Genomic DNA, 14,859 nt, shown 5'->3' with positions numbered 1-14,859 from the left:
CTCAGATCCAGCCGCGCTCGCGGGCCTCGATGACCGCGCGCTGGCGGGTGTCGACGTCGAGCTTGCGCAGGATCGACGAGACGTGGTTGCGGACGGTGCCGGAGGAGAGGTGCAGCGCCGCGCCGATCTCGCCGATCGTCTCGCCGCGGGAGCCGGCGCTGAGCACGTCGAGCTCGCGGTCGGTCAGCGGGCTGCGCGTGCTCGCCAGGGCGTCGGCGGCGATCTCCGGATCGACGTAGCGGCGTCCGCTCGCGACCTGGCGGATCACCTCGGCGACGTCCTCGACCCGGCGCGACTTCGGCAGGAAGCCGCTGACGCCCGCTCCGAGCGCTCGCCGCAGGACCCCCGGCCGCGCGTGCCGGGTGACGACCACGACGCGCGTCGCCGAGACCCGGCGCAGCCGCTCCGCCGCCTCGATCCCGTCGAGCCCGGGCATCTCGACGTCGAACAGGCACACGTCGGGCTGCAGGCGCAGCGCCTCCGCGACCGCCTGCTCGCCGTCGCGGCACTCGCCCACGATCTCGAGGTCCTCCTCGAGGCGGAGGAGCGCGGCCAGCGCCGTGCGGATCATGTCCTCGTCGTCGGCGATCAGCACCCGGATCACGAGTCGCTCCCCACCGGCAGGCGCGCGTCCAGCTCGAAGGAGCGGCGGACCGCCCCGGCGCGCAGCGTCCCGCCCGCCCGCTCGACCCGCTCCGCCATGCCGAGGACGCCCGAGCCGGTCCCGTCCGCCTCCTCCGCGTCCGGTGCCAGGTCGTTCACCGCCTCGAACCGCCACTCGTCCCGCTCCCGCGCGAGCCGCAGCCGCGCGCTGGAGCCGCCGCCGTGCTTGAGGATGTTGGTCGTCGTCTCGCGGACCACCGGCCCGAGCGTCTCGGCCGGCGCGTGAGCCGCCGCCGGGTCGACCTCGAGCTCGACGCGGAGCCCGGCCGAGCGGAGCAGGTCGGCGGCGTTGGCCAGCTCGTCGGCGAGCGGGACGCTGCGGAAGCGCGTGGCGAGCTCGCGGGTGCCGGTGCGGGCGCCGTCGACCGAGCGCTGGGCGGCGCGCAGCTGCTCGAGAGCGGCCTCCGGGTCGCTGCCGAGGAGGCGCTCGGCGAGCTCGAGCTGCAGCGCGATCACCTGGAGGTGGTGCCCCTGGAGGTCGTGCACGTCGCCGGCGAGCAGCAGGCGCTCCTGCGCGGCGGCGAGTCGGCCCTCGGCGGCGCGCGCCCGGTCGAGCTCGCGGACGATGTCCCACCACCACAGCGCGCTGACGACCGTCAGGGGCAGCAGCGTCGCGAACAGCAGGATGGTCGAGAGCGCGGCCGACGCGTCCGGCGCCGCGCGCGTCTGCTCGAGCACCGCCGCGACCGCGAGGACGATCGTGCAGAGCACCATCACCCGGAGCCGCACCCCGCTCTGCCAGGGCAGCACGGCGACCAGGGTCGCGGCGAGCGAGAGTCCGAGCGCGAGGCTCCCGGCGGCCGTGCCGGTGAGCGCGGCGGCCGCCACTCCGAGGCAGAAGACCAGGGTCGGCGCGGCCCGGAGGCGCACCGGGCCCTCGCGGTCGGCGCGCCGGTACGCGAGCGCGGTCGGCGAGAACACCGCGACCCAGGCGGCCGCGCCCAGGAAGTAGGCGGCCTTCCGCCACTCCTCGGCCTCGGCGCTCAGCACCGCCACGGACCAGACGGCCAGGACGACCACCACGAAGGAGGCGGCTGACGCGAGGGTGTACCACCAGGTCACGGCGACGCCGCGGCCCGCGCGCACGGGCGGATCCGCCTCGGTCGAGTTCACCATGCGGCCCAGGCTACGACCATGACACTTGTCACCCCTCGGGCCGTCGATCCTCCCGGGAAGCGGTGATCCGGCGGCACTGCCGCGGCGCTCCCGGACACGGTCGGATGGAGGAGTCCCGAGAGCCGGGGCCACGTACCGGAAGGCACGACCATGACGATCATCAGCGACGCGATCCTCGGATTCCAGGACCTGATCGGCCGCGTTCCCGAGCTCGTGCAGCCCCTCGTCGTCGCCGCGGCCGGGGCCGTCCCCTTCATCGAGGGCGAGGGAGCGGCGAGCATCGGGATCATCGGCGGCATCCACCCGGTCGTCGCCGGGCTTGCGGGGGCGATCGGCAACTTCGTCTGTGTGGCGCTGCTCGTGCTGCTGGGCACCGGCGTCCGCTCGGCGATCACGGGCCGCTCGGAGGCGAAGCGGACGACTCCGCGGCGCGAGAAGTTCCAGCGGGCCTTCACCCGCTACGGCGTCCCGGGCGTGAGCCTGCTGGGGCCGCTGCTGCTCCCGACGCACTTCACCGCGGTGATGCTGGCGGGCGCCGGAGTCGGCCGCGGGCGGATCCTGCTCTGGCAGGGCGTCGCGATCGCGCTGTGGACGACGGTGCTGACGGTGATCGTCGGGCTCGCGGTCTCGGGCGCGACGCAGGCGGGCTGAGCGGGCCGGACACGGTCCTGAAGCGTGCGACCCCGGTGGCGCAGAGGCGTCCGCGCCATCGGTCAGCGCCGGATGCGCCGTCCCGGTCCGCCGTCCGGGTCCGCCGGGCCGGCGGACTGCAGGTGGGTGTGCAGGCGGATGAGGGTGTCGCGCAGCCGGGTCTTGACGGTGCCGAGCGGGATCGACAGCTCCTCCGCGATCTCGGAGTGGCTGTACCCGCGGACGTAGGCGAGGTAGAGGACGTCGTGGTGGATGGCGGCGAGCTGCCGGATCGCGCCGGCCGCGGGCGCCAGGGCCAGCCGGACGTCCGAGCGCTCCCACTCGTGATCGCGCCGCCGGTCGAGGACCGTGTACTGCAGCTCCCGGCGCCGCGCCGACCGGTCCGCCCGGGCGCGGTCCACGGCACGGCGGTGCGCGACCTGGGCCAGGAAGGCGAGCACGGGACGGCCCGGGTCGAGCGAGCGCGCGGTGCGCCAGAGCTCGAGGTAGACCTCCTGCGCGACCTCCTCGGCGGCGGCGCGGTCGTCGAGCACGGCGTCCGCGACGGAGACGACCCTGCCCGCGGTGAGCGAGTAGAGCTGCCGGAAGGCGGTCCGGTCGCCCGCGCAGACCCGCAGCAGTAGGGCCGCTGACCGCGCAGGGCCGTCCCCGGGCTCACGCCGCTTGCCCGTTATCGTCGACACAGGGCTCAGCCTGGCACCGCGGACGCGCTCCTCCCGAGGTCGCCCCCTGTGAGGTGGCCCCCGTTAGAGGCTCACTTTCACAGGAGTCCGCCGATGCGCGCCGCATGCCCGCCGATGCGCGGCCCCGGTCGCGCGCGGGGCCCGTGCGGCGGCGCCGACGGACTCGGCCGCCCGCCCGTCAGGCGGCGACGCGCGCGTTCGACTGCGCGAGGAGAGCGACCGAGCGCAGGCGCGCCTCCGTCTGCAGCGACGCGTGGGCGACGATGACCTCGTCGGCGTCGGCGGAGCGGGCGAAGTCGGCGGCGTAGTCGGCCACCTGGTCGCCGGTGCCGACACCGGTGTAGGTGGTCATGCTCGCGACGTGGGCGCCGATCGGGGCGCTGAGCAGGGCGTCGAGCTCCTCGTCGTCGAAGGTCTGGCCGACGGGGATCTGCCCGCTCTGGCGCAGCAGCATCATCAGGCGGGCGCGCTTCATCTGCGCGAACTGCTCCTGCGCGTCCTCCTCGGTGTCGGAGGCGATGGCGTTCATCCCGGCGATCACGTAGGGCGCGTCGAGCTGCTCGGAGGGGCGGAAGCCGCGGCGGTACTCCGCGACGGCCTGGTGCAGCGCGTCCGGAGCGAAGTGCGAGGCGAACGCGTACGGCAGGCCCAGCGCGGCTGCGAGCTGCGCGCCGAAGAGCGAGGAGCCGAGGATGTAGAGGGGGACGCGGGTGCCGGCACCGGGCGTCGCGCTCACTCCGGGGATGCGGGACTCACCGGCGAGGAACGCCTGCAGCTCCAGCACGTCCTGCGGGAAGCGCTCGGAGGAGTCGGGGTCGCGGCGGAGCGCGCGGAAGGTCGCCTGGTCGCTGCCGGGGGCGCGGCCGAGTCCGAGGTCGATCCGTCCCGGGTGCAGCGTCTCGAGGGTGCCGAACTGCTCGGCGATGGTGAGCGGGGAGTGGTTCGGCAGCATGACGCCGCCGGAGCCGAGGCGGATCGTGGAGGTCTGCGAGGCGACGTGCGCGATGAGCACCGAGGTCGCGCTGGAGGCGATGCTCGCCATGTTGTGGTGCTCGGCGTACCAGACGCGGCGGTAGCCGTTCCGCTCGGCCTCCTGGGCCAGGGCGACGGAGGCGGCGAAGCTGTCGCGAGCGGTCTCACCGGGGGCGATGGGGGCGAGGTCGAGGATGGAGAGGGGAACGCTCATGGTGAGGGCAACGCCCGCGACGGCTCCGGTGTTCCCGTCGCGGGCGCCTTCCTCACGCCTCGGGGATGTCGCGGCCGTACGCCTCCAGCGTCACGGCCTCGGGCTCCGGTCCGCCGCGCACGCCGGCCTCGAGGGCGTCGATCCGGGCGAGCTCCGAGCCGGAGAGCGCGAAGTCGAACACGTCGATGTTCTCGGCGATGCGCTCGGGGCGGGTCGACTTCGGGATGACCTGGCGGCCCTCCTGCAGGTGCCAGCGGAGCATCACCTGCGCGGCCGTCTTCCCGTACTTGGCGCCGAGCTCGAGGAGCACCGGGTCGTCGAAGCTGCGGCGCGGGGAGTCGCGGTAGGCGGTGATGCCGCCGATCGGCGACCAGGCCTGGGTGAGGATGTCGTTCTCGCAGCCGAAGCGCTCGACCCGCCGCTGCTGGAAGTACGGGTGAACCTCGAGCTGGTTCACCGCGGGGACGACGTCGGTCTCGGCGAGCAGGCGGGTGAGGTGCTCGACCATGAAGTTGCTCACGCCGATCGCCCGCACCCTCCCGTCGGCGAGCAGCCGCTCGAGCGCCCGGTAGGCGTCGAGGGTGCGGTCGAAGGCCTCGGGCAGGGCCTGGTGCAGGATCAGCAGGTCGATCCGCTCGACGCCGAGCTTGCCCGCGCTCTTGTCGAAGGCGTGCAGCGTCTCGTCGTAGCCGTAGTCGCTGATCCACACCTTCGTCTCGAGGAAGACGTCGTCGCGGCCGGCGATCGCCTCGCCCACCTCGCGCTCGTTGCCGTAGGCCGCCGCCGTGTCGATGTGCCGGTACCCCGCGTCGAGCGCGGCGGCGACGGCGGCGCGGGTCTCGTCGGGCGGAGTCTGGAAGACGCCGAGTCCGAGGGCGGGGATCTCGACACCGTTGTGGAGAGTGAACGTGTTCATGAGCCCACGCTACGTCCGCAGACGCCGAGTCGCCCGAGAAGCCGCGCGCGACTCCTCAGGCGACCCCGTCGCTCCGGCCCTGCTCAGCCGTCGATCGGCAGCAGGATCCCCTTCACCGTCTCGTCCGTGGCGAGGAACTCCTGCACGGCCGGATCCTGGAAGGCCTGGACGAGCTTCCTCACGTTCTCGGTGTCGCGGTACTTCGAGCCGATGGTGAGCTGCCCGGCGAAGTCGTCGGGGGCCTGCGGGGCGAAGATCTGCTGCTCGATCGGGATGCCGGCGGCGAGGTAGTACTCGGTGTAGCCGACGGCCGCGTCGAGGTCCGGCAGCGCGCGCGACTGGGCGGCGAAGTCGAGCAGCGTGAACTGCAGGTTCTTCGGGTTCTCGGCGATGTCGTCCTGGGTCGCGGTGCCCGGCTCCGTGCCCGGCTTCAGCGTGATCAGGCCGGCGTTCTGCAGCAGCCAGAGGCCCTGCGCCTCGTTGGCGGGATCGGAGTAGAGCGAGACCGTGCCGCCGTCGGGGATCTGGGAGACGTCGGAGTACTTGTCGCTCCAGAGCCCGAAGCCCCAGCGGAAGACGGGGGTGGCCGCCTCCTCCTCGAAGTCGGGGTTGGCCTCGAGCACCTGTCCCAGCCAGAGCTTGTGCTGGTACACCGTGGCCGCGACCTCGCCCTCGCTCACCGCGCGGTTGATGGTGTTGCTGTCCGAGAGCCCCTTGAAGGCGACGGTGATGCCGTAGCGCGGCGCCACCTCCTTCGCGACGAAGTCGACCAGGGCCTGCTCGGAGGCATTGCCCTCGGCGGTCGCGACGTAGAGCGTCGCTCCCTCCTGCTCGTTGGCCGAGACGGCGGGGGAGAGGAGCGGGACGGCGATCGCGCAGGCGACGCCGACCACGACGACGGCCGCTCCGGCGATCCAGGGCCAGCGGCGCTTCTTCTTGAGATCGAATCCGAGGTCGTCGGGAGTGGACATGGCGGTGCCTTTCGAAGAGGGGGTGCGCGGGCGCGCGGGAGGGGCGCCCGAGGGCGCAGGAGGAGGAGTGGTGGTTCTAGACGGCGGCCGCGACCCGCGGCGCTCGCCGCGAGCGGGAGGCGCCGGGCGTGGTCGCGCGGACGAGGGCGTCGCCGGTGAGCTGCACGGTCGCGACGGTGGCGACCAGGATCACGATGGTGGCGAGCATGACGGTGGTGTCGAAGCGCTGGTAGCCGTAGGTCACCGCGACGTAGCCGATGCCGCCGGCGCCGATCGTGCCGGCGATCGCCGAGTACTCGATCATCGCGATCGTGTTGATCGTCAGGCCGCCGATGATCTGCGGCACCGCCTCGCTCAGCTGAGCGGTCCGCACCACCTGCAGCCGCGACGCTCCGGAGGCGCGGGCGACGCGGGTGAGCGAGAGCGGCACGCTGCGCAGCGCGTTCTCGACGATCCGGGTGAAGAAGGCGATCCCCGCGATCGACATCGGCACGACGGCGGCCGCGATCCCGATGTTGGTGCCGGTGATCAGGCGCGTGAACGGCATGATCGACGCCATCAGGATGAGGAACGGCAGCGAGCGGCCGACGCTGATGACGGCGCTGAGCACCTGGTGGGCGGCCCGGTTCTCGGCCAGCCCGCCCGGAGCGAGGTTGTGCACGAGAGCGCCCAGCGGCACGCCGACCAGCACCACGATCGCCATGACGATGCCGACCATGATCAGCGTCTCGCCGAGCGCCGGCAGCACCAGCGCGGGGATCTGCTCGAGCGGGACCTTGTTGTCGAGGTGGAGGATCACGCCGCCACCTCCTCGGCGAGGACGCGCACGCCGGCGGGCCGGACCGACAGGCCGAGCTCGGCCGCCGCACGGGTGAGCCGCGCCTCGTCGACCGGGCCGAGCCCGATCGTCGCGTGGCCGACCGCCTGCCCGTCCACCGTCTCGATCGCCGCGCCGAGCAGCGAGACGGGGCCGACCGCCTCCGCGAGCCGGGTGACCCAGTCGGTCGGCACTCCGGAGCGGGAGTAGCCCACCACCCATTCGCCCAGACCCGGGCCGGGCGCGACGGAGGGGCGCACCGGGTTGAGGGCGAGGCCGAGCGGGGACGCGGGGTCGCGCAGCAGGTCGACGAGACGGCCCGACTCCACGATGCGGCCGTGGTCGAGGCGGGCGACGGAGTCGGCCACCTGGCGCACCGTCTCCATCTCGTGGGTGATGAAGAGGATCGAGAGGCCCAGGTCGTCGCGCAGCTCCTTCAGGAGCGTGGTGATCGCGGTGGTCGAGGCGGGGTCGAGGCCCGAGGTGGCCTCGTCCGAGAGCAGCACCGAGGGGCGGAGGGCGAGCGCGCGGGCGATGCCGACGCGCTGGCGCTGACCGCCGGAGAGCTGGTGCGGGTAGTAGCGGGCGCGGTCCGAGAGGCCGACGCGCTCGAGCAGCTCCGCGACGCGGCGCTTCGTCTCGGCGGCGGTGACGCCGAGGTACTCCAGCGGCAGGGCCACGTTCTGCTCTGCCGTGCGGCGGCTGAAGAGTCCGTCGGACTGGAAGACGGTGCCGATGCGACGGCGGGCGACGCGCAGCCGCTCCTCCGAGAGCTGCGAGAGCGCCTCCCCGTTGACGATGACCGTGCCCGAGGTGGGCCGCTCCAGGAGGTTCACGCAGGCGGCGAGCGTGCTCTTGCCCGCACCGCTCGGGCCGACGACGGCGAAGATCTCGCCGGTCGCGACCGAGAAGTCGAGGCGGTCGAGCACGGTCGCCGGACCGTACGACTTGCTGAGCTGCTCGAGCCGGATCATCGCGTTCCTTCGGACGGGTCGGGCGGCCGCGGCCTCTCCGCGTCGTCCCGGACACGATGATGGAGCACCGCGGGCCCGCCCGTCCCGGCCCGCGTCGCCCGGCGTAACCCTTCGTCGCCGGGCGTAACAGTGCGCGGGGCGGAGGGGGTCGCTCACGCTGGTCCCGCCGCTGCCGGGCGCGGCAGGCCGCTCCCGCTCAGCTCGCGGCGGCCGCCGCGCGGGGGCTCTCGGCGCTCGCCTCGCGGTCGAAGCGCTCGCGGCTGAAGACCTGGTCGGCTGTCGTCAGGGCGAGGCCGATCACGCCGGCCAGCTCGCCCAGGTCCGACGTGTGGATGGTCAGGTGCCGCGTGGCGAGCGGGTGGGTGCGCAGGTAGACGCGCTCGCGCAGGCCCGACATCAGCACCTCGCCGCAGTCGCCGAGCTGGCCCGAGATCACGATGGTCCGCGGGTTGAGGATGTTGACGAGGTCGGCGACCGCCTCGCCGAGGACGCGGCCGGCCTGGCGCACCGCCTGGGTGGCGCGCATGTCGCCGCGGAGCACGCGGGCCGTGACGTCGGCGACGTGCTTGATCGAGGGGTCGTCGGCCGAGAGGTCGCGGACGAGGGCCCAGCCGCTCGCATACGCCTCCACGCAGCCGGCGTTGCCGCAGCGGCAGGGCAGCGGATCCGCGTCGACCGTGCCCGTGACCGCGCGGGTGTGGCCGATGTCGCCGGCCGCGCCGACGGCTCCGCGGATCGTCGCTCCGTTGAAGACGAGGCCCGAGCCGATGCCGGTGCCGAGCTTCAGGCTGATCAGGTTGTCGGAGCCGTGGTGGCGCGACTCGGCGAGGGCGCGGGCGTTCGCGTCGTTCTCGATGACGACCTGCACGCCCTCGTACGGCTCGGCGAAGTAGCCGGCGATGTCGAAGTCGTCCCAGCCGGTCATGATCGGCGGGTTGCGCACGCGCCCGGCGGCGAACTCGACCGGCCCCGGGACTCCGACGCCGATGCCGGCGACCGCGTCGCCCTGCTGCAGCCGCTCGAACGCGGCGATCACCAGCGAGAGCACGGCGTCCGGTCCCTCCCAGACGTCGACGACGCCGCTCTCGTGCCGGAGGGGGGTGCCGCGCAGGTCGCAGGCGGCGGCGACGAATCCGCTCGCCCCGATGTCGGCGGTGAGGAACACGGTGCCGACCAGGTTCATCGCGAACATGCTCGAGGGGCGCCCGCCGGTCGACTCGCCGCCGGTGGTGGGGGCGATCAGGCCGAGCTCCACGAGGGTCGCGAGGCGCTGGTTGACGGTGGAGCGGGAAAGCCCCGTCTGCTCCATCACCGCGTTGCGCGAGACCTCGCCCTGCTCGCGGAACAGCGCGAGGACGTCGGCCACGTGCGAACCGGCCTCGCCGGTGGAGTACCCCGTCATCGCTCCCCCTCTTGTCACGGTCAGCGTACATGCCTGCCGACGGGAAACCTGAAGTTCCCCGACTTTCGTATTGCGGTAACGCGAAAGCCCCGGTAGTTTTCACACACCGGCACGCAGTGGTGCCACTGATCCTCAAGGATGACGATGAACCGCACAGCACGCCGCCTCCTCCCGGTTCTCGCACCGGTCGGCGCCCTCGCACTCCTCCTCACCGGCTGCGCCTCGGGTGGCGACACGGCCGCCGGCGGCTCCGGATCGACCAAGGTCGCCGCGGTCATCAAGGGCCTCGACAACCCCTTCTTCCAGGCGATGGAGAACGGCATCGAGGACACCGCGAAGGACGACTCCGTGGACGTCTCGGTGCAGGCCGCCGCCGACATCGGCGACACCACCGGCCAGGCCGACAAGCTCACCACGGTCGCCGGCCAGGACTTCGGCTGCCTGATCGTCAACCCGATCAGCGGCACGAACCTGGTGCAGGCCCTCGCCTCCGCCACCGGCAAGACGATCGTCAACATCGACAGCCCGCTCGACCCCGACGCGGTCGAGGCCGCGAACCTCGACGTCACCACCTACATCGGCACCGACAACGAGGCCGCGGGCGGCAAGGCCGGCGACTTCCTCCTGCAGCAGCTGCCCGCCGGCTCCGAGGTCGCCGTCATCGGCGGAGTCTCGGGAGACGTCACCAGCGCCGCCCGCGTCGACGGCTTCACCGCCGCGATCGGCTCCGACCTCACCGTCGTCCAGGAGGCCGCGGCCGACTGGAAGCGCGAGGTCGCGCTGACCAAGGCGACCGACATCCTCGCCGCCAACCCCGACGTGAAGGCGTTCTTCGCCGCGAACGACGACATGGGCCTCGGCATCGTCAAGGCCGTCGAGAACGCGGGCCTCACCGGCTCCGTCCAGGTGGTCAGCGTCGACGGCAACGAGGACGCGCTGCAGTCCGTGAAGGACGGCGGCCTCACCGCCACCGTCGCCCAGTACCCCTACGCGATCGGCCAGCTCGGCGTGCAGGCGTGCGAGGCCGTCGGCGCCGGCGAGGAGATCCCCGCCGAGATCGAGTCGCCCACCGCACTCGTGACCTCCGAGACCGCGGAGCAGGCCCTCGGCGCCTTCCCCCAGCCGTTCGAGGAGTTCGACAACCCGCTCGCCGCGCTCGTCCCCAGCAAGTAGGACCTCCCGCCCATGGCAACCCAGGAAGCGACCATGACCTCAGTCACCGCCCGACCCCCGGCCAGCGCCTCCCCGCTGCTGGCGAACCTCCGTCAGCTCAGCTTCTGGGCCGAGAACGCCGCACCGATCGGGCTCGTCGCCCTGGTGATCGTGTTCTCGATCGCGACGCCGACGTTCCTCAGCCTCGGCAACATCAAGGCGATGCTCGTCGCCGCCGCGATCCTGGTCATCCTCTCGATCGGCCAGTCCTTCGTCATCACCACCGGCGGCATCGACCTCTCGATCTCGGCGACGATGACCGTCGGAGCGGTCGGCTTCGGCATCGGCTGGAGCGCCGGCTGGGGCTTCTGGCTCTCGGCGCTCGCGGCCCTGCTCTTCGCGGGGCTGATCGGAGTGATCAACGGCTTCCTGATCGCGAAGGGCAAGGTCACCGACTTCATCGCGACACTGGGCACGCTCTCGGTGGCGACCGGCCTCGCGCTGATCGTCTCCGACGGCAAGCCGATCACGGTCGGCAGCCCCGAGCTGCTCCGCCTCACCACCGGCTCGATCGGGATCATCGGCTACCCGATCATCCTGGCCGCGGTCATCGGAGTCGTCGCCTGGGTCGTCATGTTCCGAACCCGTTTCGGCCTGCACGTGCAGGCGGTCGGCGGCAACGAGGAGAGCGCGGTCGCCAACGGCATCAAGGCCGGACGCGTGCGCATCGCGGTGTACATCATCGCCGCCGTCCTCGCCGGAGTCGGCTCGCTCCTCCTCGTCGCCCGCGTCGGCGCCGCGGAGCCGGCCATCAACACGCAGTACCTGCTCAACTCCATCGCGGCCGTCGTGCTCGGCGGAGTGAGCCTCACCGGCGGCAAGGCCAAGATCGTCGGCCCGATCATCGGAGCGTTCCTCCTGACCGCGCTGACCAACGGCCTGACCCTGCTCGGCGTCTCGCAGTTCTACCAGCCCCTCGCCGTCGGCCTGGTGGTCGTGCTCGCCGCCCTCATCACCCGCTACCAGAAGAAGTGAGCCCAGCCATGACCAGCGACATCCTGCTCGAAGCGCGGGACATCAAGAAGTCCTTCGGCGGCGTCCACGCTCTCAAGGGAGCGTCGATGTCGATGCGCCGCGGCGAGATCACCGCCCTGATCGGCGACAACGGCGCGGGCAAGTCCACCCTCGTCCGCTGCCTCTCCGGGGTGCACCCCGCCGACTCCGGCACCATCACCCTCGACGGCGACGTGGTGCACTTCACCACTCCGCTCGGCGCGCGGGACGGCGGCATCGAGACGGTGCACCAGACCCTCGCCCTGGTCGAGGACCTGACCGTGTGGCAGAACTTCTTCCTCGGCCGCGAGCTCACCAAGGGCGTGCCCGGGGTGCGGTTCCTCGACCGCACGCAGATGAAGAAGACGGCCCAGGAGCTTCTCGGCGACCTCGCCGTGAACGTCCCGCCGGTCACCAGCAAGGTCCGCCGCCTCTCGGGCGGCCAGCGCCAGGCGGTCGCGATCGCCCGGGCCGCGGGCTGGGGCAGCAAGATCGTGATCATGGACGAGCCGACCGCGGCGCTCGGCGTCCAGGAGACGGCGCGCGTCGAGAAGATCATCCTCAAGCTGCGCGACGCCGGAGTGGCCGTGCTGCTGATCAGCCACAACTTCGACCAGGTGATGCGCCTGAGCGACCAGGTGTGGGTGATGCGCGCGGGCCTCGCCGTCGCCGGCCGCCGCACCGCCGAGACCAGCGGCGACGAGCTCGTCTCGCTGATCACGGGCGCGAAGGCCGCCTGATGCACCCCGAGTTCCTGCACCGCGGGAGCACGGAGCGCTCGTCGCCGATCGGGGTCCACGCGGGTCTGCTCGTCGGCGACTGGACGCCGGAGTCGGGGCGCCGCGCGATCGGCGCCGCCGCCTCGATCGGCTTCGACCTGATCGAGATCCCGGCTTCCGCCGACCCCGACGCCTCCGCGTGGACCGCCGACCTGCTCGACGAGCACGGGATCGACGCGGTCGTCTCGCTCGCGCTGGACGCCGACTCCGACATCACCGACCAGGCCACGGCCGGCCGCGGCGAGGAGCGGCTCCTGGCGGCCGTGCGGTTCGCCGAGGCGATCGGCGCGCGGTACGTCGGCGGAGTCACCTACTCGGCCATGCGCAAGTACGAGCACGCGGCCGACGCGGCTGCCCGCTCGCGCTCGCTCGACGTGCTGCGGAGGGTCGCCGCGGCCGCCGCTCCCGCCGGCGTCGTCGTCGGAGCGGAGTACGTGAACCGCTACGAGAGCAACCTGCTGAACACGGCCGCCCAGACCGCCGCGTTCCTCCGCGAGCTCGACGCGCCGAACGTGCTCCTGCACCTCGACACCTTCCACGCCCACCTCGAGGAGGTCGACCTCGCGAGCGCCGTCCGCGACGCCGGCGACTTGCTCGGCTACGTCCACGCCTCCGAAAACCACCGCGGAGAGCCGGGCACCGGGAGCACCGACTGGACCGGGCTCGCGGCGGCGCTCGCCGACTCCGGCTACCGCGGTCCGCTCACCCTCGAGAGCTTCTCGCCCGCCGTCCAGCCCCCGGCCTCGGCCGAGGGCATGGGCCTCTGGCGCGAGCTCTGGCACGACCCCGTCGCCCTCGCGACCTCCGGCCACGCATTCCTCGCGGACCTGCTCGACACCGACCCCGCGGCCCGACGCCGCCCCTGAACCTCTCGAACCAAGGAGCACCACCATGACCACGAACCCTCTCGGAGTGCACGCCCTCGTCTTCGCCGGCGGCACCACCCCCGACGAAGTGACCGCGACGATCGAGCAGACCAAGGCGGCCGGATTCGACCTGCTGGAGCTCTCGCTGCACGACGTGCAGAACCTCGACACCGCCTCCGCCCGCGCCGCCCTCGAGGCGAACGACCTCGGCATCGTCTGCTCGCGCGGCCTCGCCTTCTCGGCCGACGTCTCCAGCGACGACCCGGAGGTGGTGGCCCGCGGCGCGAAGCTGCTCGCCGACTCCCTCGAGACCACCCACGCGCTCGGCGGCACCCACTTCACCGGCGCCCTCTACAGCGCGCTCGGGAAGTACAGCGCGCCCCTCTCGGCCGCGGGCCGCGCGAACGTCGTCTCGGTGCTGACCGACCTCGCCGCCGAGGCTGCGACGAAGGGCATGACCCTCGGCCTCGAGATCTGCAACCGCTACGAGACCAATGTCATCAACACCGCCGCGGACGCCCTGCGCCTCGCCGACGACATCGGCGCTGACAACGTCCTGATCCACCTGGACACGTACCACATGAACATCGAGGAGGACGACTTCTTCCGCCCGGTGCTGCTGGTCGGGGATCGTCTCGGGTATGTCCACATCGGCGAGAACCACCGCGGCTACCTCGGCAGCGGCCACCTCGACTTCACGACGTTCTTCCACGCCCTCGCCGCGATCGACTACCGCGGACCCATCACCTTCGAGTCCTTCTCGTCGGCCGTCGTCTCGCCGACCCTCTCGAACGACCTGGCCGTGTGGCGGAACCTCTGGAACGACGGCCCCGCGCTCGCCCGCCACGCCCACGGCTTCCTGGTGAACGCGCTGGAGAGCAGCCGTGGCGAGGCCTGAGACCGAGGTCGCGCCCGACGCGGTGCGGCCCGGCCTCGACGAGCTGGCCGGGCGCGCGCTCGCGCTGACCTCGCCGGGCCGCCGTGCGATCGTCGCGATCGCCGGCAGCCCCGGGGCCGGCAAGACCACGCTCGCCCGGGCGGTGGTCGCCCGCGCGAACGAGCTCGCGGGGGAGGGGACCGCCGCCTTCGTGCCGATGGACGGCTTCCACCTCGCCAACGCCACGCTCGACGAGCTCGGCCGCCACGACCGCAAGGGCGCCCTCGACACGTTCGACGGCTGGGGCTTCCTCGCCCTGGTGCGGAGGCTGCGCGCCGAGACCGACCACGTCGTCTACGCGCCCACCTTCGAGCGCACCGTCGACGAGGGAGTGGCCGGCGCGCTGGCCGTGCACCCCTCCGCGTCGCTCGTCGTGCTGGAGGGCAACTACCTCCTCGTCGACGAGGGCCCGTGGGCGCTGCTGCGCGCCGAGTTCGACGAGGCCTGGTTCTGCGCGACTCCCGAGACCGAGCGCTTCGAGCGCCTGGTCGACCGCCACGTCTCCTTCGGCCGCGCCCCCGAGGCGGCCTCCGCCTGGGCCTCCGAGGTCGACGGGCGGAACGCGCTGCTGATCGAGGCCACTCGCGACCGCGCCGACCTGATCGTGTCGGGGACGGCGGCGGGGGTGGTCTGACGCCCGATGTGGCGGAGGAGCGGTCCGCTTCGGGGCGCGACGTGGGCTTTCGGGCGTGT

16 protein-coding genes are annotated in these 14,859 nt (G+C 72.8%); 7 read left to right on the top strand and 9 right to left on the bottom strand.

The annotated features are described in order from the left end of the window. Position 1: 1 nt before the first annotated feature. Together C5C30_RS03280 and C5C30_RS03275 are read right to left on the bottom strand one after the other, a co-directional pair. Positions 2-604, bottom strand: a complete 603-nt coding sequence (locus tag C5C30_RS03280; protein WP_104222701.1) for a response regulator transcription factor — start codon at positions 602-604, stop codon at positions 2-4. After that, positions 601-1,779 (bottom strand): sensor histidine kinase, encoded by a 1,179-nt coding sequence (locus tag C5C30_RS03275; protein WP_104333182.1) that lies wholly within the window; start codon positions 1,777-1,779, stop codon positions 601-603. The genes C5C30_RS03280 and C5C30_RS03275 overlap by 4 nt, the downstream gene beginning before the upstream one ends. 150 nt (positions 1,780-1,929) lie before the next feature. Here C5C30_RS03275 and C5C30_RS03270 point away from each other — a divergent pair, with 150 nt between their 5' ends. Continuing rightward, positions 1,930-2,430 (top strand): small multidrug efflux protein, encoded by a 501-nt coding sequence (locus tag C5C30_RS03270; protein ID WP_104225805.1) that lies wholly within the window; start codon positions 1,930-1,932, stop codon positions 2,428-2,430. 62 nt (positions 2,431-2,492) lie between these two features. Here the strand turns inward: C5C30_RS03270 and C5C30_RS03265 are convergent, their stop codons facing one another. The 7 genes from C5C30_RS03265 to C5C30_RS03235 form a co-directional block, all read right to left on the bottom strand. Next, entirely contained in the window at positions 2,493-3,113 is a 621-nt protein-coding gene (locus C5C30_RS03265; RefSeq protein ID WP_181131437.1) for a sigma-70 family RNA polymerase sigma factor, read from the bottom strand. A 178-nt stretch (positions 3,114-3,291) separates the two neighbouring features. After that, complete coding sequence (locus tag C5C30_RS03260; protein ID WP_104222705.1) at positions 3,292-4,299, bottom strand: LLM class flavin-dependent oxidoreductase; 1,008 nt, start codon at positions 4,297-4,299, stop codon at positions 3,292-3,294. Between the two features lie 52 nt (positions 4,300-4,351). Further along, positions 4,352-5,215 carry an aldo/keto reductase gene (locus C5C30_RS03255; RefSeq protein WP_104222706.1) on the bottom strand — a complete coding sequence of 288 codons (864 nt, stop codon included), beginning with the start codon at positions 5,213-5,215 and terminating at the stop codon, positions 4,352-4,354. A gap of 83 nt (positions 5,216-5,298) precedes the next feature. Continuing rightward, on the bottom strand, positions 5,299-6,186 hold the full coding sequence (locus tag C5C30_RS03250) for a MetQ/NlpA family ABC transporter substrate-binding protein (RefSeq protein WP_104297325.1): 888 nt from the start codon (positions 6,184-6,186) through the stop codon (positions 5,299-5,301). A gap of 76 nt (positions 6,187-6,262) precedes the next feature. Then, positions 6,263-6,985: a methionine ABC transporter permease gene (locus C5C30_RS03245; RefSeq protein WP_104222708.1), complete on the bottom strand. Its 723-nt coding sequence runs from the start codon at positions 6,983-6,985 to the stop codon at positions 6,263-6,265. Next, complete coding sequence (locus C5C30_RS03240) at positions 6,982-7,977, bottom strand: methionine ABC transporter ATP-binding protein (protein ID WP_104333180.1); 996 nt, start codon at positions 7,975-7,977, stop codon at positions 6,982-6,984. The genes C5C30_RS03245 and C5C30_RS03240 overlap by 4 nt, the downstream gene beginning before the upstream one ends. A 196-nt stretch (positions 7,978-8,173) precedes the next feature. Continuing rightward, positions 8,174-9,379: an ROK family transcriptional regulator gene (locus C5C30_RS03235; RefSeq protein WP_104225808.1), complete on the bottom strand. Its 1,206-nt coding sequence runs from the start codon at positions 9,377-9,379 to the stop codon at positions 8,174-8,176. 144 nt (positions 9,380-9,523) lie between these two features. On the opposite strand from C5C30_RS03235, the gene C5C30_RS03230 reads away from it, so the two are divergent. The 6 genes from C5C30_RS03230 to C5C30_RS03205 are packed head-to-tail and all read left to right on the top strand — an operon-like array spanning position 9,524 to position 14,800. Next, positions 9,524-10,552 carry a substrate-binding domain-containing protein gene (locus tag C5C30_RS03230; RefSeq protein WP_104222713.1) on the top strand — a complete coding sequence of 343 codons (1,029 nt, stop codon included), beginning with the start codon at positions 9,524-9,526 and terminating at the stop codon, positions 10,550-10,552. A 33-nt stretch (positions 10,553-10,585) separates the two neighbouring features. Further along, a complete protein-coding gene (locus C5C30_RS03225) occupies positions 10,586-11,566 on the top strand; it encodes an ABC transporter permease (protein WP_104222714.1) in 981 nt (326 codons plus the stop codon). An 8-nt stretch (positions 11,567-11,574) separates the two neighbouring features. After that, entirely contained in the window at positions 11,575-12,324 is a 750-nt protein-coding gene (locus C5C30_RS03220; RefSeq protein ID WP_104222715.1) for an ATP-binding cassette domain-containing protein, read from the top strand. Then, entirely contained in the window at positions 12,324-13,229 is a 906-nt protein-coding gene (locus C5C30_RS03215; protein WP_104333179.1) for a sugar phosphate isomerase/epimerase, read from the top strand. The genes C5C30_RS03220 and C5C30_RS03215 overlap by 1 nt, the downstream gene beginning before the upstream one ends. A 25-nt stretch (positions 13,230-13,254) precedes the next feature. Continuing rightward, positions 13,255-14,127, top strand: coding sequence for a sugar phosphate isomerase/epimerase (locus tag C5C30_RS03210; protein ID WP_104222717.1), 873 nt, complete (start codon positions 13,255-13,257; stop codon positions 14,125-14,127). Continuing rightward, on the top strand, positions 14,114-14,800 hold the full coding sequence (locus C5C30_RS03205; RefSeq protein ID WP_208543338.1) for a nucleoside/nucleotide kinase family protein: 687 nt from the start codon (positions 14,114-14,116) through the stop codon (positions 14,798-14,800). Before C5C30_RS03210 ends, C5C30_RS03205 begins: the two co-directional genes overlap by 14 nt. The last annotated feature ends 59 nt before the right edge of the window (positions 14,801-14,859 follow it).

Source organism: Rathayibacter sp. AY2B5, assembly GCF_002931645.1.
Classification (GTDB): Bacteria; Actinomycetota; Actinomycetes; order Actinomycetales; family Microbacteriaceae; genus Rathayibacter.
Note: the sequence above shows the minus strand (reverse complement) of the source record. Positions and strands in the feature narration are given on the sequence as shown.